General features: G+C 53.5%; 10 protein-coding genes. 6 read left to right on the forward strand and 4 right to left on the reverse strand.

Annotation, left to right across the window (positions count from 1 at the left end; translation table 11 throughout):
* Positions 1-44 precede the first annotated feature (44 nt).
* From CFLAV_RS01640 to CFLAV_RS01655, 4 genes are all read left to right on the forward strand, one after another.
* The gene (locus tag CFLAV_RS01640; protein ID WP_007412843.1) at positions 45-2,873 is read left to right on the forward strand and encodes a LamG-like jellyroll fold domain-containing protein; all 2,829 of its coding nucleotides are present in this window, start codon (positions 45-47) and stop codon (positions 2,871-2,873) included.
* A gap of 279 nt (positions 2,874-3,152) precedes the next feature.
* The gene (locus CFLAV_RS01645) at positions 3,153-4,994 is read left to right on the forward strand and encodes a sodium:solute symporter family transporter (protein ID WP_007412844.1); all 1,842 of its coding nucleotides are present in this window, start codon (positions 3,153-3,155) and stop codon (positions 4,992-4,994) included.
* Between the two features lie 43 nt (positions 4,995-5,037).
* Complete coding sequence (locus tag CFLAV_RS01650; RefSeq protein WP_007412845.1) at positions 5,038-6,807, forward strand: beta-N-acetylglucosaminidase domain-containing protein; 1,770 nt, start codon at positions 5,038-5,040, stop codon at positions 6,805-6,807.
* The gene (locus CFLAV_RS01655; RefSeq protein WP_007412846.1) at positions 6,804-8,111 is read left to right on the forward strand and encodes a hypothetical protein; all 1,308 of its coding nucleotides are present in this window, start codon (positions 6,804-6,806) and stop codon (positions 8,109-8,111) included. Before CFLAV_RS01650 ends, CFLAV_RS01655 begins: the two co-directional genes overlap by 4 nt.
* A 58-nt stretch (positions 8,112-8,169) precedes the next feature.
* Here CFLAV_RS01655 and CFLAV_RS01660 read toward each other — a convergent pair whose 3' ends face one another.
* The 4 genes from CFLAV_RS01660 to CFLAV_RS01680 all read right to left on the reverse strand — a co-directional run bounded on the left by CFLAV_RS01660 (position 8,170) and on the right by CFLAV_RS01680 (position 14,110).
* Positions 8,170-9,147 (reverse strand): peptidylprolyl isomerase, encoded by a 978-nt coding sequence (locus CFLAV_RS01660; RefSeq protein ID WP_007412847.1) that lies wholly within the window; start codon positions 9,145-9,147, stop codon positions 8,170-8,172.
* Positions 9,148-9,313: 166 nt separating this feature from the next.
* A complete protein-coding gene (locus CFLAV_RS01665) occupies positions 9,314-10,444 on the reverse strand; it encodes a hypothetical protein (protein ID WP_150107218.1) in 1,131 nt (376 codons plus the stop codon).
* Between the two features lie 808 nt (positions 10,445-11,252).
* Positions 11,253-13,520 (reverse strand): serine/threonine protein kinase, encoded by a 2,268-nt coding sequence (locus tag CFLAV_RS31575; RefSeq protein ID WP_007412850.1) that lies wholly within the window; start codon positions 13,518-13,520, stop codon positions 11,253-11,255.
* An 8-nt stretch (positions 13,521-13,528) separates the two neighbouring features.
* Positions 13,529-14,110, reverse strand: a complete 582-nt coding sequence (locus CFLAV_RS01680; protein WP_007412851.1) for an ECF-type sigma factor — start codon at positions 14,108-14,110, stop codon at positions 13,529-13,531.
* A 474-nt stretch (positions 14,111-14,584) separates the two neighbouring features.
* On the opposite strand from CFLAV_RS01680, the gene CFLAV_RS01690 reads away from it, so the two are divergent.
* Both CFLAV_RS01690 and CFLAV_RS01695 read left to right on the forward strand, forming a co-directional pair.
* Positions 14,585-21,046: an autotransporter-associated beta strand repeat-containing protein gene (locus CFLAV_RS01690; RefSeq protein ID WP_237712349.1), complete on the forward strand. Its 6,462-nt coding sequence runs from the start codon at positions 14,585-14,587 to the stop codon at positions 21,044-21,046.
* Between the two features lie 41 nt (positions 21,047-21,087).
* A complete protein-coding gene (locus CFLAV_RS01695; RefSeq protein ID WP_007412853.1) occupies positions 21,088-21,846 on the forward strand; it encodes a prepilin-type N-terminal cleavage/methylation domain-containing protein in 759 nt (252 codons plus the stop codon).
* Positions 21,847-21,869: the final 23 nt, after the last annotated feature.

Consider the following 21,869-nt stretch of genomic DNA (forward strand, 5'->3'; position numbering starts at 1 on the left):
GTGGCACAATTTGAATCCAGAAACCGAGCAAACCAACGAAATCTATGATTGTCCCAACCGCACAAGTATATTCCCGGGCGAGCACGAGTCAACCAATTGGCATTCCTTTAATTATTTCCCGACCGGGCCGGCGTGGCTTGCTGGGCTTGTTGATTGTTGCTGCACTGTTTTACATCAGCATGCCCGCCAGGGCAGGCACCGTGGCCCTTTGGAAATTTGACGCAGCAAACCCAGCCGCCGACTCCTCTGGCAACGGCAACAATCTGGCGCTCAACGGAAATATCACTTTTAGCGGCGACGCGCCCACCAATGCGCCTGGAATCACCAACAGCGTCATATTCGACGGGGCTTCCTACGCGCAGACGATTGGAACCTTAAATCTCACGCCGTATAACCAGTTGACAATAGAGTTTTTCGCCAAGTTTACGGTCGGTGGTGGTCTGCAGATGTTTTTTGCGCAGAACAATCCCAATAACGTCACCGGCGCCTTTTATTTAGACCGGGGTGAGTCCAGCGCCAGCGGGTTAAAGATGAGCCAAAGAACAGCGGCCGGCTTTGAAACAGACGTGGCTCCCGGGCCCACTGAGGGAGCCTGGCATCACTATGCGTTGACCATTGACGAGAGTGGCACCAACCCGATTGTTAAAATCTATGTTGACGGCTATCAGGTCGACACGGGGGGTGTATCAGCGGGCCTTCAGACCTTCATCAACGACTATTTCACCATTGGTGCGTATCCCCCCGCCTATAACCTGGGTTACCATGGCCTGATGGGTGAAATGCGGATTTCAAGCAGCATTCTGCCCTCCCCGCAATTCTTGATTGGCGCTCAGACCCCCAGGATATTCATCAGTCAACAACCTCAAAATACGGCAGTCGTGACTAACAGCCCTGCAACATTCAAGGTGGTTGCAACTGTGCAAAATGGAGACCCAACACCACCGTTGCAGTATCAATGGCAGAGGAATGGCTCAAATATACCGGATGCCACAAACAGTAGCTATACACTTTCGGCTCCGACCCTGAGCGACAATGCGGTCCAGTTCGACGTTGTGCTTTCAGCTTTAGGTGCAGCCTCGGTGACGAGTTCAAATGTGACCTTGACTGTGGCCACGAACTCCGTCGTGGCGTTTTGGAAATTCGATGCTGCCAATCCGACGGTTGACTCTTCTGGTTACGGCAACAATCTGGCGCTCACGGGAAATATCACCTTCAGCAATGATGCGCCCACCAATGCGCCAGGAAGCACCAACAGCGCCGTATTCGACGGAGCTTCGTACGCCAGGACGCTTGGAACATTCAATCTTTCACTGTACAACCAGCTGACCATCGAGTTTTACGCCAAGTACACAATCGGTGGGGGACTGCAGATGTTTTTTGCGCAGAACAATCCCAACAATGTCCTGGGCGCCTTTTACTTCGACCGGGGTGAATCCAGTGCCACCGGATTAAAGGTGGCTCAGAAAACTGCGACCAGCGGTATCATAACTGGTGTAGCTCCCGGGCCCAGTGACGAAGCCTGGCATCATTACGCTTTGACCATGGATGAGAGCGGCACCAATCCGGTCTTCCAAGTCTATGTTGACGGCTACCTGGTTGGTACGGGAGGAGCCGGTGGTCAGGGACTCATCAATGACTTCTTCACCATTGGCGCATATCCCCCCAGCTATAACTTTCGCTATCAGGGCCTGATGAGCGAAATGCGGGTTTCCAGCGGCGTTCTGACTCCTGCTCAGTTCTTAATTGGCGCTCAGATTCCGAGGATATTCATCAGCCAGCAGCCCCAGAACACGGCGGTGGTGACCAACAGCCCAGCAACATTCATGGTTGTTGCATCTGTTCAGAACGGAACCCAATCTCTACATTATCAATGGCAGAGAAATGGTGTGAATATAGCCGGGGCCACAAATAGCAGTTACACTCTTTCAGCCACGACTCTGACTGATGATTCTGCTCAGTTTGACGTTGTGCTTTCGACTCCACCTGCAATGCCAGTGACCAGCTCCAATGCGGTCTTAACCGTTGTAACAAATGCCACCGTGGCCCTTTGGACATTTGACGCTGCCAATCCGGCAGTCGACTCCTCCGGCAACGGCAATGATCTGACGCTCGTCGGAAATATCACCATCAGCGACGACGTGTCCATCAATGCGCCAGGAACCACCAACAGCGTTGTATTCGATGGCGGATCGTTGGCGCAGACGACCCAGCCCCTGGACCTCACGCGGTACAATCAGTTGACCGTTGAATTCTTTGCCAAATACAGCATCAATGGCGGTCTGCAGATGTTTTTTGCGCAGAACAATCCCAATTTCGTGGCCGGCGCCTTTTATTTGGATCGAGGTGAATCCAGCTCCAATGGACTAAAGGTGAGTCAAAGAACTGCAGACGCCAACTTTGAAACAAGCGTGGCCCCCGGGTCCATTGACGGTGAGTGGCATCACTACGCACTGACCATGGACGAGAGTGGCATTAGCCCAATTTTCAAGATTTATGTTGATGGTTACCAAACCGATACTGGCGGCCAGTCGGGCGGGATTCAGGCATTCATCAACGATTATTTCACCATCGGCGCATATCCCCCTGGCTACAACTTTAATTACCAGGGCTTGATGGGCGAAATGCGCGTTTCAACCGGCATTCTAAACCCCGCCCAATTCTTGAATGGGCCGGCAAAACTTCAGATCACGGCCGCAAATGGCCATGCTGTGATCAGCTGGCCTCAAAATGCCGGGAGTTTTACACTCCAACAAGCAAGTAACCTGCCTGGGACCTGGACCGCTTTAACGAACAATCCCGCTGTATCAGGCCTCAATTGGCAAGTCACAGTGCCGACGACATCGAGCGCGAAGTTTTACCGCTTGTTCCGCTAATTACAAAATGGGAATACGGACGAGTGCTCTCTCCCTGTTTGGAGTCGCTTCGGGAGAGGGCAGTTCGTAGATCTCTTACTTGAAAATAAATCTGAAAGCATGACGGAGTTCTTCGGCAGACGTAGCTAAATCGCTTGAAATACGAAGACTGATATTACTTCCCATGCTTTGCATTGCGAGCTTATCAAAACTACAGGTTAAATGATAATTTTGGTCCATGAATTCCAAAAGTACTAGTGCGATGGCCCCTGTCATTGCCGAAAAAACAGGTGGGCAGCCATGACCGGGCTTGATTGGGCGGTTGTGGCATTGGTCATTGTCTTATCGATGGTCGCAGGCATGGGCGTGATGCGGTTATCGTCGCGTAATGGAGCCATCAGCTACTTCACCGGTGACCGCAACCTTCCGTGGTGGGCCATCGCCATTTCCAACACGGCAACGTATCAATCCGGCAGCGGTGCTTTCGTGATGCTGGTGCTTACCTACGGTTTGGCCGCGAATTGGCTCTGGTGGTCTTGCTGGATCATTTGGATGCCGCTTGTGGCCATCATCTGGGCGCCGATGTGGCGGCGGATGCGTATCATGACCACGGCTGAACTCATCACGCTTAGATATGGTGGACGCCCGGCTCAATTTGCGCGGAAGATTTATGCCATAGTTTGCTGTTTCGGATTCTCGGTGTTGTTAATCGGCTATATCACCGGATTTTTCGCCAGGACAATTGCACCGCTGGTGCAGATGTCCGAGTTGCAAATACTGCTGATCTTCGGCGGTACCACTGCTATCTATACCATGTTCGGCGGTCTCATGGGGGTGGTAGTGACCGAGATCCTGCATTTTGGTATTCTCATGGTGGGTTGCACGGTGTTCATGTTCATGGCCGTCGCCCAACATGGTGGTTGGTCGCACCTGTTGGCCCATATCGCCATGGTCCGCCCGGAAGCATTAGCCCAAACGCCTCCCGTGGTGTCGTCGTCACCCTCCAATTCGATTGGGCTTTTGACGATTTTGATTTTGGTGTTGCAAGGCATCTTTTTTGCGGGTTCACCCACAGCAGGGGAAGGTTCGACTGCGCAACGGTTCATGGCGGCTCGCAACGAGCGCCATGCCATGGCGGGACAATTATTCAACTGTTTCCTGGCTCTCACCTTTCGCATACTGCCACTCATTGGCATCGGGTTGGTCGCCTTGTCCCTTCTTTGGCCTGCTGGCCTGACGCAGGGCCCGCCGCCCGAGGGCATGACTGTTATCCAGGATCCCGTTTATGGCTGGGCAGAGGTAATCAAACGCTGTCATTTGCCACATGGATTCATTGGCTTGCTCATTGCCGTCGAGGTGGCCGCCTACACTTCCACACTCAGCGCATTGATCAACTGGGGCGGCAGCTTTGTCATCAATGATCTTTATAGGCCACTGGACCCTCATGCCACGCCCAAGCGCGAAATTTGGGTCAGCCGCCTCACCACGCTGGTCCTCTTCGCGGCGGCAAGCGCGGTGGCCATTCTTTTCGTCAAACAAATGCTGGGTTGGTTTATCTTCATCAATTCCGCGATGGTTATTTTCCTTCTACCGCTGGCGTTTTTCCGTTTCTTCTGGTGGCGCTTCAATGTTTGGGGGGAATTGGCAGCCATTATTCTAGGACTGCCGTTGTCTCTTTTGATTTGGTTCAAATTTGATTTTCAGGACGCATCCAAGCACCCGATCTGGCAGGGACTCAGCCTGCTCTTTGGGCTCAGCTTTGTGATATTAATCATTACCACCCTGCTCACGCCTGCAGAGTCGTTTGAGACGCTCGCCAAATTTTATGAGCGTTGTCGCCCGCCGGGATTCTGGGGGCCAATCCGTAATCGCATCGGTTTGACTGCGACGACACAGCCGCTTTTCCGGGGGGTGGTTTTGAATTGCCTTCTGGGCATCCTGTCCTGTTTAGGCCTGGTGTTGGCGACCAATGCTATTTTTGTAGGCGATTGGTCCAGGATGGTTGGGGGAATTCTCTCGGCCTGTCTATTGGGAGGGTGGCTGGTACACCGGATGTTCCAGCCCGAAGCGGAAGCTAGAGAGACAAAAACAGTTGAACTGGAGAAGACGCTAAACAAGGCGCCCACGTCTGAAGTGCCGTGATAATCGACAGTATTCAGAAATCAAGAAGCGAGCAATTATACTTGTGTGCATTCAAAAACTGAAATTGAAGAGTGTGGTGTTGGTTGTGAGCTCCCTCCTTGCGGTCGTTGATATTACCAACGCGGCACCCTTATTTGAAGGGTGCGGAACTAATTTCCAGGGTGGCGGCCGCGCTTTGTTTGGTTCAAGTTTCCATGCGCGTCAGGGCGTTAACATGGTCTATGCGCAGCCGACAAGGCTGGCGGCCAGCATGACAGCCTCGTTCAAACTGAATCAATCACCCGCAGAGCCGCTTTCTTTGCTGATTGAAGCCATGAACGACGATTCTCCACGCGAGTGTCGTATTCGGATGTTGCTTAATGACCGTGAACTGCTGGTTGGGTCAAATGGTTTTGCACATGGCCGATGGCAAACCCGTCAGTTCCTCATTCCTCGTGGAACGCTGCATTCGGGGACCAACCAATTTGTCATCAGCAATCTCGAAGCCAGTGGCAATACGGGACAGCCGCCATGGTTCATGGTGGCCCGCTGCGCCATAGCCGATAAAGATTACAAACTTTCCCGCATTAAAGAAGCGACATTACAGATTCAATTACCAAAGGAAGTCCGCCCATTTCCGCAGCCGTTGCCGGCCGATCATCCACAGCCAGGTTTCAAATTCCGGGGCACGAAAGGCTGGGCCTGGACAGAGAAACAGTATCTGGAAGAAATACCCTTTCTGGTCCGTTACAAAATGAATTTTCTGATGAATTGTTATATCTCGATGTTTACCTCGCCTTCCAATCACATCGGGAGATGGACAAATGAATGGTGGAAGCCATTGCCGGATGCAAAAAAGGAGGCTTACGCGCGGGTGATTCATGCATGTCAGGAGAATGGCATTACATTTTGTTTTGCGATTCATCCTCAACTCAGCTCTCCGCGCCCATTTGATTTCAGCAAGCCTGAAGAGGTGGATGAGCTTTATCAAAATTTTGACTGGGCACAAAGCCAGGGAGTCCACTGGTTCAGTGTTTCGCTCGACGATGTGAGTTGGACTGGGAAGGGGCCGCTTGTCGGCGGTACGCAGCACGCCAAATTGGTGAACACGGTAATTAAGCGGCTGCGCCAAAAGGATCCGGATGCTCAAATGATCTTCTGCCCGGGACCTTATTCAGGTGATGGAACCAATCCGACGGACCACGCTTACCTTCAGGCTCTCGGAAATGATCTCGACCCAGCGGTCTACATTTTTTGGACTGGAGATGGAGTTGCGGACCAAAAGATAACCAGAAAGGCAGCTGAGTCTTACAAGGGAGTTGTCCGTCATCGGCTGTTTTTATGGGACAATTATCCGGTCAACGACAGCGCTCCCACTTTGCATTTGGGGCCGCTTAGCGGGCGGGCTGCTGATTTATGCGAAGTGGCTGATGGTTACATGAGCAATCCCATGGCACTGCAGAATGAGATAAATCGCATCCCTTTGGCGACGTGCGCAGATTATTCCTACAATCCTTGGAGGTATGACCCGGATCGTTCCATTGGGCAGGCCATTCTTGGGCTGGCACAAACCATATCACAACAACTGGTGCTCAAGGAATTGGTCGAAACCTATCCTGGATTTCTCATTTCCGGTGGTGGCACAGGGGAAAATCCGGTGCGAAGAAAGTTTGAAGAACTGGCAGGGAGTCAGGATTCACGAACGGAAGCGCATGATTTTGTGCGTCACCTGGAAGACATTTCATTACGTTTGACAAAAGAGTTTCCAGGTGAATTCACGGAAGCCAGGCAAACTGTGGATGAGGATGTTATCTGGATGAAAGCCAAACTATGAAAGTCGGTACTGCTCAGATAAACATCTCGCCGCAGCCCGGAATTGACCTCGCTGGTTTTGCGGTGCGTGCCCAGCCATGCCAGCGCGTGCTGGATCCATTGTGGGTGCGGGTATTGTATCTCGAGGAAGGCGCAGAGAAGTTATTATGGATTCATGGGGATGTCCTGGCGTTCGATGACACGACCGTAAGTCATCTGCGTGATTGGGTGGTCAAAGAACTTGGCATACCCGCCACCAAAGTGGTGGTCGCCGCCACCCACACGCATAGCGGTCCTGCCACCATCCAACTGACCGGTTGTGGGAAAGTGGATGCCGGATACGTCGTCTGGCTGCAAGATAAATTCCGGGAGGCGGTTTGGGTGGCAGTAGAAAATATCGAAACATGTCATCTGATGTCCACCGAAGGCGAATGTCGGCTTGGAGTGGATAGGCTCAACTCCGCCTTCAATCATACTGATCCCAGGGTGGGGGCTTTTGGCTGGCGACGGAAAGACGGTTCGTATAAAGCGGTGATGCTTTCCTACTCAATGCATCCGGTAAGCCTCAAAGAACCACTGGCAAGTGGCGATTGGCCAGGTGAAACGGCTCGGTTTTTAACTGCGGCGTTACCTGGTCGGCCTGTTGTCATTGTCTCTTCTGGGGCATGCGGCAATATCAATCCACCTCAGGTTGGCGTGACGCCCGAACAAACCTATCAATGGGGGCGACACATCGCCCAAAGTGTTTTGTCGGGCCTGCTGAGCGCGCCCTTGGATATTGATGAACCGGCGGCAAGCGCTCTCAAGATGACCACCGTTACTGTAGATCTGCCATTGGAGTCATGGAGCGGATCAGGCATCGAAAAATATGCCGATGAATGTCTTGCCGATGCAGCTGGGCACCGCGAGTTTGGTGTTCAATTTCCAAAAGCCATTGAAACGTGGCGCACCAGCATGCTCCAACGCCACCAGAGGAGCGAACCGCCCCATCTGCAGGCTGTGCTTGGCATTTTGTCATTGGGACGGGCGACGGTTCTGACTGTCAACGCAGAAATATTCTCTCGTTTTACCGATCTGGTGAGCTCTGAGGCTGACGGCCCGGTTTATACGATGGGTTGCGCGAATGGCATGATTGGCTACCTGGCCTCGGCTGAAGCCTATCTTGAACATGGGTACGAAGTTTCCTGGTCCATGTTGTTCTATAACAAACCCCGCCTGCAAAAGGGAGGACTCGAACTGCTCGCCGAACAGGCTCGCCGTCTGCTCGAGAGAGGCCCGGCCGGTAAATCCAGTCATAATGCTTCCATTGATTCCTTCCATGTGTAATTCAAGCGCACCTTGCTTGGAGTCACCACCTTGTGCAGAACCGTGGCGGCCACCCTGCCTATTTAAGTCGGTTGTCCATTCTGGAATTCAACCAAATGTTTTCGAGTGTTGAATCTATGAGCGGACGCACTTTTCCATCGGCAATTAGTTTCTTTAATTCCGGGTCTTTGTCTTTAACTTCCAAACCGGTTGCTTCCACTTTGGCCAGATAATATCCAAAGTCGGATCGTATTGGTTCGCTGACCTCGCCCTGCTTCAATTTGAAAACTGCTGCCTCGAAAGCGGGTGTGAACTGCGTCCAACTGCGGGCCCTCCAGCCCATATAGCCCCCTTGTTTTTTTCCATCCACTACATTTTCCGGGGAGTCGGTAAATTCATCCGCCAGCTTTGCAAAATCAGTTCCGTTCCTGATTTTCGTGAGGATTTGATCTGCTTTTTTTTTCGTTTCGATTGAGGTTTGTTCCTTTTTTGCTGGAATACTATTATAACCGGCATCGGCAATGTAAATGTATCTGACCTTGACCCAATCAGCATAATCCTTCGCGTCAATCGTCATGATGCTTTGGCGAATGTAGGCTTCCAATAACATGTTTCCTTCGCAAATCCTCTGGTAATGGGCTGGCGTTGTATTGTGATGCTGTAACATTTCATTCAAATTGGAAGAATGCGTTCGCTTTATATCTTCGTTTGCCTTCGCCTGGAAATCGTCGGTTGTAATTTTTACTCCTGCACTTTCGGCGGCGCACTTGACTGCCCTTTGTCTGAGTAACTCATCCAGCGCCGCGGGAGCATTTTGAAGCCACATATCTTTGAGCAGATCATCTTTCGTAATGTTTACTCCCTGAACAACTCCAACCACGGTATTACCTGGAGATTCCCACAATTTTTCGAGTGTCGAGGCCTGGTTGGATGTTAACGCGACAGAGGTTGAGTTGTTGGTTGCTGGTACGGGTGTTTGCGCGTTTGCAGAGCCAGGGCGAGAGAACAGAAATAAATCCATGGCACAAAGAATAATCACTTTAGGCAGTAGATACATAATCGTAGGGTCTTATGTTTTGGTTGGAAGTGAAGGTTCTGAATAACTCGAGTAAAGTCTTGAAGAATGGGCAAACTGACATGGCACGGCCGGCGATTACGACTTGGTTGTGCTGGAAAAAACGAGTCCGGAACGCTCCGGACCCGTTTGTCCGCCGGTTCGGTCATTAAGGATTTACGTAAATGTTCGCCTGGCCGCTTCCAATTTCAGAATATAGAATATCAGAACCGCCGGGTGAATTGGCAGTGGTTGCGCCATACAAAACCTGCCAGTGATTGCCCCCAAAAAAGTATATGGGGCCTTGTCCGCTCATTGTGGACATTCCCAGAAAGTAACAATTCTTGTTGTGAAGATTATCTGTGGAACCTTCCATCTTCAAGGGACCGTTCGCTCCAAAATCCCAATTCAATCCATCCCGTGAAATTTGCATGCTTGGGACGGTGCGACCGGCGCCATTATCTACAAAAGTGATCCTCATGAAAAGTCTTCCTCCAGGACAGTTATTCAGATAACCGATCTGATTACCCAATTGGGATTGATTGGAGGTTTCACGGGTGTTCCAATCGAATGTCGTTGGGTCAGCCGATTTCATTCGCTGGTATCCTAAATTAACGCCGTTTACCGAGGCTCCCACATACAACCACCATGGCTGGGCATCTCCAGAAACATAGATGAGCTCGGGGTGATGGAGAGCAGTGCGTCTAGGATCTGTCAGGTTGATGACCACCCCTCGATCAGTTTTTTTTGACCAGGGATAGGCACAATTACCGCTGGAAAGATATTGGATGCGGTCGCAAGCCATTAGCGCGGTTCCACCGTAATCGCAGGGCATGCCGGCATCAATCTGGCGCTGTGCAAGCATGATCCATGTATTATTGGCAGGATTGAACACCACATTGGGATCGCCAATGTTGCCTGCCCACCAGGTATTGGCGCCAAATTCTTCCCAGCCAACATAAACATCGGGGTGACCATACCACATTGACCATGTATTCGGAGCACCATCACCGGAGGTGATCTGAAGGATATGATCCCCGTCATAGCCGTAGGCAGATTGCTTCCAACGCCCAAGCCAGAATGCACGTTTGCGGTAACCAGTATCCTCCCCGGTATGGAGTATTTTAACGGCATAGTCATAAGCCTGCACACCCTCAGTGAGGGGGCGGTTTACGAGGGATGCAAAACCATAGAATTGGCTTTGGTAAGTGATGGAGCTGAATCCCGCGTAGCCACTATAGCTTACAGTTTGAGTTGTTGCGTGGGAGGGCAACGCTGTAGCCGCCAGTATCAGAGCCACGCCTGCAGCCAATGAAGCAATATGGCGTGTTCTGGATAAAACTGTTCTACCTATTTTTTGTTGTACCGTTTTAGAGAAGCAATTCCTGAATTTTTTATTCCGGGTAACTTCCTGGGCTTCGTTTGATGTGGGTGTTATCATAGAATTTAGCAGTTGAGGGAATGATTACGCTACGGAGTATGGCAAAAGATCGAAAAGACGTCTTGGCTTTGTGGGCGGTGTCACTTGGTCTATTAAGCGGGAAATCGCAAGGCTTCCTAAGAGGTCTGATAAGCCGCCCGCAATCGAAGGTAATGTGTGCTGAAGAATTAATAGTTCGGCACACTGCTGTCCGAATTAGCTGGTTTGGGTGGGTTAAATATTGGCTTTATTGGAGTTTTTTTGCTTCATTTTCCAATCTTGAAAAACAGGTTGATTACTTGTTTGCGAGTATGCTGTCCAAGTTAAATTTCATCGAATCACCCCATAAATATTGCATTCCTTTAAGCACGCACCTGAGGGTGGCTATCGGCTTCCTTTGTATTTTAAATTTTTTTGCAATACCACTCCGCAAACTTAACTCTTCCAAGGTGTGAGTGAAATTGTGAGTAAAAGGATTAAAGTGGATACGTTTTGATTAAAAGCAGAATGGCTTGGTTGATGCCGGAAATAAGGCAAATTCATCCCTAATTGGTGTGCAACCTGGTCAATTCCGACCCTCGTCTCCACCCAATTCATTGGGTTTTGGAGGATATCACCGTGGTGTTACTGGAACTGTCAGCGAAATTGTCAGCGCGCAGGTTGTTCGCGTGCAATTCTGCTTATGCGGTCACTCGTCGTTTTGAGTTAACTGTGCGTGTTTACGATGGGTTGATGAAAGTTCCTCCGCCTCTCGCAGGAGAATATGGGCGGTGAGCCAGCCTGCTAACAGACCGGATTTGCTATCGCTAAGCTCCAGTTTCTTGGCGAAGTGGTTCTCAACCAGTTTTCGTCCGAGATTCAATTCTGTTTCGGCAGCTTGTGCATTACCAAGTTGAAGCCAGGTCATGCCCGATAGAATATGCGTGATCGTAATGCAGGAGGGCGCCTGGCCTGGATAATTGGAACATCTTTTTAGCCAATCTGCGGAGGCGATAAAATTACCACGCCGATATTCCAGCAACGCAAGTGCGAGCGCACGCCAGGCCGCGTTAAAAGAGGCGTCGTTAACAGTTGGATTTTTGCTGTCGAGCGAATCGGCGAGCAGTTTTGCCAGCGGGTCACGCAACGCCATCGTTGAAGGCTCGGCCGGCGCCAACAGGCTGGTCTTGAGCAGTTGCTCAGCGGCGATGAGATTGGTCGTGCCAGAAAGCCGGGCCAGTTCCATCCGGCGCATTTGGTCGTAACGGGTGAGGTTGCCAGCCTCGATCAGTAATGGTGCGGCCAACAGCAAATCACTGGTGGCCCGGTCGCTTTGGTCGGTCTTGTCCACTTGATTGACTTGCACCAGAACTGAGAAGCGATCAGCTGCTTGCTTCCAGCGTCCCTGGAGCGTGTTCCAACCTCCCAGTTCGCGAAAAACTGTGGTCGCTTCCATGGACGGAGAAAACAGCTTGGCCGGAACCTGTTCCAGGAGATCGTCTGCTTCCTGCATTTTGCCGTGACTGGCCAGGACGCCTGCTTGAGTCACGCGTTCGCGTACCTCCGCCTTTTGGCGCAATAGCATCTCATTCGCGCGTGCCTGTTCTGCTTCCTGTCGCAAATGTCCCTGCACTCGGAGCGCTTCACGTTCACGGAGAAACAACCAGGTGGAAACCCCCAAGCCAACGACAAGGGTGAGGACTACAATTGCGCCGGATGCAAATACCACCTTGTTGCGGCGTATCAGTTTGCGAAATTGATAAAGCTGGCTCGGTGGACGAGCCAGAACCGTCTCCAGGTTGAGATACCGTTGGATGTCCATCGCCAGCGCATTCGCGGTTTCGTAGCGGCGGGTCCGATCCTTTTCCAATGCCTTCATCACGATCCAGTCCAGGTCGCCCTGTATGGATTTGATGAGTTTCGGTGGCTCGGCGCACCGGCGTTCTGCAATGGTGGTCAAATCGGCGTTCGACATTGAAGTCAACATCATCGAAGGCCGCTGGGGATCCTGTTCACGTAGGGTCCGCCGCATTTCGTCAAAACCGGAGTTGACCAACTCATTTTGGTCAAAGGGTGTCCGCCCGGTCAGCAGTTCGTATAGCAGGACGCCGAGCGAATAGATGTCGCTGCGCGTGTCCACATCCAGCCCGCTCAACTGCGCCTGCTCAGGACTCATGTAAGCAGGCGTGCCGATGAACTGCCCATAGGTGGTGAAGGCGGTAAACTCCGACAATGTTCCTTCGGTTGCCTTGGCGATGCCAAAGTCGATCACCTTCGGCATGGGCGTGCCGTCCTGCAACCTGACGAGAATGTTCGACGGTTTGATATCACGGTGGATGATACCCTTCTGATGCGCGTGCTGGATGGCCTGGCAAACCTGGATGAAGATCTGCAATCTTTGCCGGGCATCGAGATTATGTTCGTCGCAGAACGTCGTGATTTTGACGCCTTGGACCAATTCCATCACGAAGAATGAGCGGCCGCGGTCCGTCACGCCTGCATCGAGCACTTTGGCGATGTTTGAATGATCCATCCGCGCCAGGGCCTGTCGCTCCGCCTCGAAACGAGCGATCACGCTCCGGGTATCCATGCCTGTCTTTATGACCTTTAGGGCCACCTGCCGTCGAACCGGTTCTTCCTGCTCGGCCAGATAGACCAGGCCGCAACCGCCCTCGCCAAGCAGACCCACAATTGTATACTTGCCTATCCGGGAGCCGATTTTTTCTAGCGCCTCTGTTTCAACATCAGCCAAGGCAGCTTTCCTTAGGCCATTGCAGGCTTCCGATACAAGGCGAGAAACGCCGCGCGAAAATACACGTTCACTTTTGGCGTGGGCTGCCAGTAACTTCGTGAGTTCCTGATGCAGTCTGGCGTCGTCAGCGCAGGAATGTTCCAAAAAACACTCGCGCTCGCCGGGGTCGGAAATCTCCAGTGCGGCGGTGAACAATGCCTGTTCTTTGGAATTTCCCGCGTGCATGAGCAGGGTTATTGGGCGCGATTTAGCTCTTCCTCGATGTCGTTGATCAACCAGGCCTTGGCGAACGTCCATTTGTTCTGGACCGTGCGTTCTGTCACTCCGGTCATTTCCGCCACCTCGGCATTGGTCAGGCCAGCGAAAAACTTCAGCGTCACCACTTGGGCCAGTTCGGCATCCTTTTTTTGAAGCCGTTGCAACGCTTCATCAATGAACAAGACCCGCTCTTCGGGCAGTTCTTCCGCGATGTCTACATCGTCGATGCTGACGTAAACGGGCCGGGCACCCCGCTTCAGGCTCATTTTTTGGCGGGCACGGTCTATAAGGATTTGCCGCATGGCTTGCGCTGCTGCCCGGAAAAAGTGGGTGCGATTTTGCCATACTTTCAAGTTGCCATCGAACAACCTGAGCCACGCTTCATGGACCAAGGCGGTAGCCTGAAGCGTCTGCGCGGCTGATTGGCACATTCGCGCCGCCGCAAGCTGACGCAACTCATTGTAAACCAAAGGGAGAAGCTCTGCGGACGTTCGGCTATTCTGGCCGATGGCCTGCAAAACCTGCGTTACCTCACTTTTTACATCATCGTTCAGCATGTCGATCGGCACGGCAGATTCGATTCGTGGGTTGAGGAGCCAATAATACTGGCGGTCTTAGGCAAGTCAATTTGGAACTCCCGTGCTTCATGCTCTCGATTTCTGTCCCTACAGTGGTTTGTAGCAAAGAAATAATCCTTAACGGTCGCCTGTCCTGAGCAAAATGTGACAAATGTGAAAAATTTGAAAATTTTTTTCCGGTTTTTCCGATGGAATACGTAACTAAAGTTAGAACCATCATATTTTACATGAAACAATGCATCAGATGGGTTGCCTCGCCTTTTTGCGAAGCACCAGCGTTTTTACACGGCGATTATAGCTGTCTAAAATGGCTCGGGATGCGCAAAATTGTCAATCTTCAAGAATGGAACAACTCCCAGCTGAAAGCCCCCACTTCATATGAACAAGCGTGACTCAATCCATCCCACAAACCAAACACAGCCACAGCCGACCTCAAATTGGCTCCGTCCTTCAGTGAAAGTCCCGCTTTTAGCGGGGGCGTTGTTATTGGGAGGCATTGAGGCCTCCTTGGCTGCTGATATTAAGTTGAAGACGACTGATGCGGCCAACACATCGAGTTTTACGGGTTCAACCAACTGGAGTAATGGCGCGGTGCCATCGGTTGGGAATGCCTATTACACGACAAATTTCACCCTGCGCACTCCCAACCCGACTGCCTCTGGTAATAATTATGTCTTCGGCGGAGATTCTCTCTCGGTTGATCCGGGTGGTCGCCTGTTGGGTAAGATCGGCAATAACGCCGCCAACAATACGACGTTTGGAACGATCACGGTAGCCAACCTTATCCTGAATGGCGGCACACTAGACCAGGCAGGAGCCAACGGCGACAACAGCGTTTTGACGGTTGCCGGCAATGTCAGTGTCAATGCGGCGTCATTCGTCGGAGCACTTGCCGGGACGGCCAATGGCAGTGCCAGGTTCGAGACTCTGGAGTTCACAGCTCCGATAAGTGGTTCGGGGGCGTTGCAGGTGTCTGGGCCAGTCATCAATGCCGGGGGAGACACCGGTGTTGTGAAATTAAGCGCACCCAATCCCTACAGCGGCACCATCACGGTTTCGAACGGGACTGGCAATATCATCGCGAGCGCGGTCAATCGCATCCTGCAGCTTAATGACCTGAACTCCCTGAGCAATGCGACGCTGAACCTGGATTCCTCTCAAGCCAGTCCGGTGTCGTTTGCTGCTGGTGTGAACCTGGGGAACTTCAATGTCGGCGCATTGACGGGTAGAGCATCTCAAACCCTGACGGATACAGCGGGTTCGCCGGTCACGTTGAGTGTTGGCGGCAACAACGCCGGCAGCACCTACACCGGCGCTCTGACGGACGGTGGCAATCTGGTCAAGGTGGGTTCAGGAACATTGACCCTGACGGGCACGAATACTTACTCTGGCACCACTACAGTCAGCGGCGGTTCTTTGCAGTTGGGCAATGGAGGTACGGGGGGCTCACTTGTCGGCGGCAATACACTGGCGGTCAACGGAAACCTGACCATCAACCGCAACAACACGGTTACTCAAGGCACTGATTTTAGCGGCAGCCCGATTACAGGAAATGGTTCCTTTACTCAGGTGGGTAATGGCACAACCATCTTGAACGCTGCGAACAGCTATAGCGGCAGCACTACTGTCAGCGCGGGCAAATTGGTGGTCAGCTCTGCCCAGACCGGCACGGGCGCAATCATCGTGGCCAATGGAGCCAAGTTAGGCATCACGGTTTCTGCTGGCAGCCAACTCCCACCCAGCTCCCTGACGCTGGGAACCAGTGCAGCGACCACTTTGGAATTCGACGGTGTGAACAGCACTGCCATCGCGCCGATCAACACCGGCTCGCTCTCGGTGGGCGGGCAGGTGACGGTCAATATCAACACCGGCACGTTTACCGCCGGGAATAGTTATCCATTGATTCACTGGACTGGCAGCGGTCCGGCAAATGCAAGTTCGTTCACGCTGGGCATTTCACCTGGATTGACGGCAAACTTTTCTGTTAGCGGCAATACCCTCTACCTAAATGTTGCGGCAGTATCCGACATCTGGGCCGGCGCGGTAAATGGAAACTGGGATACTTCTACTGCCAACTGGACTGGCAATGCCACGATCTTTGCCAACAGTCAGTCGGTGCTGTTTGACGACAGCGCTGTGGGAACCACCAGCGTGACGGTGACAGCGCCCGTGCAGCCCGGAAGCATGATTTTCAACAACAGTTCATTGCCGTATTCAATCACCTCCAGCGGAGCCAACAGCATTGGAGGCAGCGGTGGTTTGACCAAGGCCAATAACGGCAGCCTTACCCTCTCTGGTGGCGCCAACAACTATACCGGGGCGACGATCATCAATGGCGGCATCTTGAGTATTGGGACCCTGGCCAACGGCGGGCAGCCCAGCGACATTGGTGCAGCCAGTGTTGCTTCAGCCAATCTCGTCCTGAATAACAGCACTCTGCAATTCACCGGTGGGTCAACCAGCACCGACCGTGGCGCCACCGTGGGCGCTGGTGGTGGCACACTGGAAGTCAGTGTCGGCGGGGTGGAGTTGAACAACAGCGGTGTAATCGTCGGTTCCGGCGCGTTGACGAAGACGGGCAACGGTGCCTTGACCCTTTCTGGAGCGAGCACGTTCAGCGGCGGCGTGACTTTGAGCGCGGGTCAGTTGAACATCAACAACGGCGGTTCCAGCAGCGCCAACTCCGCCATTGGCGTTGGAACACTGACCCTCGCGGCAGGCACCACGATTGACAATACCAGCGGCGGCAATGTGACGCTGCTGCCGAACAACGCCCAGGTCTGGGGCGGCAACTTCACGTACGCCGGATCCGCCTATAACCTGAATCTTGGCAACGGTCCGGTAAGCTTGCCATCCACCTGCATCGTGATGGTCAACGGGAATACATTGACCGTTGGTGGAGCGATCAGTGGAGCCGGTGGAATAACTAAGATGGGCCCTGGCACACTGGCGCTTTTAAGCGCCAGCACGTTCAACGGAGGCGTGAACATCCAGGAGGGCACGCTGGCTATCGGCAGCGATTGGGCCCTGGGCACGGGGTTGCTCAATTTTAACGGAGCAGCCATCCAATCGGTGGATGGAACGGCGCACACCATTACGAATGCCATCAACTTCGGACATGACACGACCTTCGGCGGCACAGGCAATCTCAAATTTACAGCAACCCCGCCCGGCAATGCGACTGCAAAGACCCTGACGGTAAACAATCCCCAGACTGAGATTAGCGGGGCGCTGGGTGGGGCCAGTGCCCGCACGGTGGCAGGCACGGGCACGCTCATTTTAAGCGGCGCCAATACGTACAGCGCTGGCACCACGATCACCCCGGGGGCCACCATGCAACTGGGGAACGGCGGCACTAACGGGTCGCTTTCCACCAGCGGGGCCATCGTTAACGACGGCACCTTGAAGTTCAACCGCACCAATGCACTCGTTCAAGGCGTCCATTTCAGCGGCGCCCCAATCACCGGCATTGGTTCGGTGGTCCAAGACGGTTCCGGAACCACCACGTTGAACGCGGCGAATGCTTATACTGGATTGACCACCGTGAACAACGGCGAGTTGTTCATCACACCAGCATATCAAGGTGCCGGGGATGTTGTGGTTGGCAACGGCGCCAAGTTCGGTGTCTCTGCTGGTTTCGTTACTAACAGCGCGACGATCGGTAATTTGATTCTGGGCGGCGGCGGAGCGACGATGTTGGACTTCTCCTACAGTCAGACGGGGAACCCGACTAATGCCGCCCTCAACGCGGGCACGGTCACGGTAAGTGGTACCAGCGCGATCCGCATCGGCGGCAGTTTTGCGGTGGGTTCGTTCCCGGTCCTCAAATACGGCACCCTTTCCGGAGCGTTTGCGAGCGCGGTGGCCGGTCCGCGGGGCGTGACGGCAACCCTTTCCAATGATGTGGTCAACAAAGTTCTCTATGTGACCGTTTCCGGGGTCGGTAATGGAATCGTCTGGACCGGGACCAACAACGTTTCGCCCAACCTCTGGGACTTGAACACGACGGCCAACTGGCTCATTGGCGCCCTGCCGACGACTTACATCGAGAACGTGCCACCGGGTGATGCGGTTACCTTTAATGATTCCGGTAACGGACTGGTACTGTTAGGCAACGCAGCAACCCCAGCCAGGGTCACCATTAATAATGCTTCCGTGAATTACACCTTCCAAGGTGCCGGCCAAATCAACTCCCTGGCAGGATTGACTAAAATCGGTGCCGGTTCAGTGACAATGAATGTGCCCGGCACGTTCGCCAGCAGCACGGTTCTCTCTAATGGCACCTTCAGCATCGGCGCCAACCAGACTTTTGCCAACCTGTCTGGTAACAGCGCGGTAACTGTCTCCACGAATGCGCCAACACTGACACTCAACAACAGTCTCAACACCACGTTCTCAGGCAATATGTCAGGTGCACTCGGACTGACCAAAACCGGAACTGGCCAGTTCACGATGACTGGTAGCAACAATATCTCTGGCAATCTATACGTTGGTTCCGGCACTTTGACGCTCGATTCCGGGTTGGTGAATCTGAACAACTTCGGCAGCATTGGTCATGTTGGGACCGATAACGGCACGCTGACCTTGAAAGGAACCGCGAGCTTCACCAACAACAGCGACTTCAATGTAGGAGATGTTGGCGCGTCCGTGGGCACTGTGAATATCCAGGACAATGCCAGCCTCACGGTGAGCTCGTTCTACATTGGTTCGGCCAACGCAGCGGGTTCGACGGCCAGTGGCACGGTCAATCAAACCGGTGGCACGGTGACGCAAACCAGCTCCGCAACCGGCACGTTTGCCGTCGGTGGTCGCGTGGACACGACGTCGATCGGCGGTGTGGGTGTTTATAATATGGTTAACGGTATTCTGAACGCGACCAGTGCAATTCGAGTCGGGGCAGGGGGCGTCGGCACCTTCAACCAGAGCGGCGGCACGGTCAACGCCGGCGTCGATGTGAACCTCGCGCGCTTTGTTGGTTCGGCGGGAACTTACAACCTGGACGGCGGATCACTCCGCACGGCACGCGTCACCTCGTCCACCGCTGTCAACGCCATCTTGAATTTGAACGGTGGTGTGTTGATCGCGCACGATGACAACACCAGCCTCATTACCAACCTTACCACGGTAAATGTCCGCAATGGCGGTGCGGTGATCGATACTGCCGGATTGAACCTCACCGTCGATTCAACTTTGCAACACAGTGGTTTGTCTGGTGACAATGCGATCGACGGCGGTCTCACCAAACGGGGTGCCGGCACGTTGACCTTGGCGGAGTGGAATGCCTCCTATACGGGGCCAACCATCGTCACAGGCGGCGCACTGAATCTGCTCCCGGGCTCGGTTTCCAGCCTGAACAACCTGACGCTTACCAATGGAGCCCTAGGCCTGACAGTGAACGGAGGAGGGTCATCCATTTACGCGACGAGTTTGAAGTTGGCGGGCAATTCGGGGTTGAACTTTAATTTCGGCGTCGTGTCCGGCTCTCCCGTCGCGGCGTTGAATGTCAGCGGCAGTCTCACCGCCTCTGGCACAACCATTGTCAACGTGAATGGCTACGGATTCTCGGTCGGCCAGTTCACACTAGTGGATTACACCGGCACGCCGCTGGCAAACCTGAACAATTTCCAGTTGGGAAGCCTGCCTGTCGGAGTTGTCGCCAGCTTATCCAATAACGCGGCCAATACGTCGATTGATCTCGTGGTCATGTCCGTTGATATTTCAACCTGGATCCCGCTAATTGCCTCCGATTTACCGGGCACGTCCAGTTTCAACTCGGCCGGTTATTGGCAGGATGGCAATCCGCCTTCGACTCCCAACGGCTATGTCACCCGCGCATTCACGCTGCGCTCTCCGGCGGATGCCGGCGCCTATACCTTCGGCGGAACCGTTCTGGCGATTGATGCGGGCGGGCGTTTCATACTCAAGGGCACCAATGGACAGGCAATAACCGTTCCGAACATGGTAATGAATGGGGGCGTGGTGGATTATGCTGTCGGGGCTGGTGACAACTTTACTGAAACCCTGGCAGGCAATATCACACTCAACGCGGGATCGACCAGTTACCTGGGAGCGCTGGGTTCGGCGGCGACCGCGGAAACACTGTTTGTGGACGCTCAGATTAGTGGCAGTGGCAATCTTCAGCTTAACGGCGTCTTCGGAGATGTCGGGGTTGTCGTGTTGACCGCAAACAACAACTACTCCGGCACGACGACGGTTGCCGCAGGAACGCTGCTTGTCAATGGGGCGATCGGCAACTCGACCACCACCGTTAGCACCAACGGCACGCTTGGTGGCACCGGCTCTATCGCAGGTCCGCTCACCATTCAACCCGGAGGAAACCTGGCGCCTGGCATTCCATCACGCGGCGTGCTGACGGCTTCCATCGGAACCCTCACAGCGAGTGGCACTGCCACCATCGGCGGGACCGCGTTGATGAAACTCGACCGCTCCGCTTCTCCTTCAAGCGACCGGCTCAATGCCTCGGCGATTGTTATCAACGCGGGGGCCACACTGATCGTGACCAACATGGGCACGACAAGCCTTGTTGCTGGTGACACGTTCACATTGTTTAGCGGTCCCGTTAGCAGTTCATTTGCCACAGTGACCTTGCCGCCTTTGTCCGGCGGCAATGTCCAATGGACCAACAAGCTTGCGATAAACGGAACGATCGCGGTGGTTGCCACGAGCGGAGTCAATCCCAACGCCACCAACATCACGGCCACTGTGGCGGGCGGGAACCTGACCCTGTCATGGCCGTCGGATCACACCGGCTGGACACTGCAAGTGCAGACAAACTCAGTCAGTGTTGGGTTGGGCTCCAACTGGTTTGATGTGCCGGGATCTTCGACCACGAATTCGGTCACGATGCCGGTTGTTTCAACCAACGGTGTGGTGTTCTATCGGCTGAAACTCTAGTCCTCAACTCAAACGAGAAAGATCGAAAGTTGTTACGGAACATGCGAACAAAGGCATTCACGTTGATCGAGTTGTTGGTGGTCATCGCCATTATCGCCATTCTGGCCGCCCTGTTGTTACCCGCATTGGCGAGAGCCAAGGAACGGGGCAAGCGGGCGGCCTGCCTAAACAACCTGCGGCAGATCGGTATTGGCGTCATCATCTATGCCGAGGAAAACAGTGACCGATTGATCGAAGCCCACGGGATCAATGGGACCGGGGTGCAGATTGTGTTGGAGCCGCCCTCAGCCGAAGCGGCCAAGAGCGTGAAATTGATAGTGCAGACCAACAACACCCCCTCCATCTGGTCCTGTCCCAATCTTCCCCAGTTGCCGCAATACGAAGCCGCCGGGTTCAACCAATACGACCTTGGCTACCAGTATTTCGGTGGCCCGGTCTTCAAGAACTGGATTAATCCTGCGGGGACTTTCCCGGGCCGCAGCGCGGAGAAGCTTGCGCAGGCCAAGCCGTATTGGGTGATGGCGGCCGATTGCGTAATCAAAATCAACGGTGCTTGGGGAGGGAAAGAACCAGGACGAACCACCTACGACAACATGCCATCGCATAAGGACAGTGGCTCGCTGCCGGCGGGAGGCAACCAATTGTTCATTGATGGGCATGCTGAATGGATTAAAGCCAAGTCCATGTATTTTCTGACCAGTTGGTCGACCAGCACCCGCGAGTGTTACTTCTACCAGGACCCGCAGGACTTTGACCCCATCTTGAAAGCCAGCCTGCCATATCTGGCCTTCAAACCCTGATGAGCGGCCAACCTCTACCACTA

Source organism: Pedosphaera parvula Ellin514 (genome assembly GCF_000172555.1).
Taxonomy (GTDB): domain Bacteria; phylum Verrucomicrobiota; class Verrucomicrobiia; order Limisphaerales; family Pedosphaeraceae; genus Pedosphaera.

Coding starts and splice junctions, on each gene's coding strand:
- CFLAV_RS01640 (WP_007412843.1), top strand. CDS start 45: ATGATTGTCCCAACCGCACAAGTATATTCCCGGGCGAGCACGAGTCAA.
- CFLAV_RS01645 (WP_007412844.1), top strand. CDS start 3,153: ATGACCGGGCTTGATTGGGCGGTTGTGGCATTGGTCATTGTCTTATCG.
- CFLAV_RS01655 (WP_007412846.1), top strand. CDS start 6,804: ATGAAAGTCGGTACTGCTCAGATAAACATCTCGCCGCAGCCCGGAATT.
- CFLAV_RS01660 (WP_007412847.1), bottom strand. CDS start 9,147: ATGTATCTACTGCCTAAAGTGATTATTCTTTGTGCCATGGATTTATTT.
- CFLAV_RS31575 (WP_007412850.1), bottom strand. CDS start 13,520: ATGCACGCGGGAAATTCCAAAGAACAGGCATTGTTCACCGCCGCACTG.
- CFLAV_RS01680 (WP_007412851.1), bottom strand. CDS start 14,110: ATGCTGAACGATGATGTAAAAAGTGAGGTAACGCAGGTTTTGCAGGCC.
- CFLAV_RS01695 (WP_007412853.1), top strand. CDS start 21,088: ATGCGAACAAAGGCATTCACGTTGATCGAGTTGTTGGTGGTCATCGCC.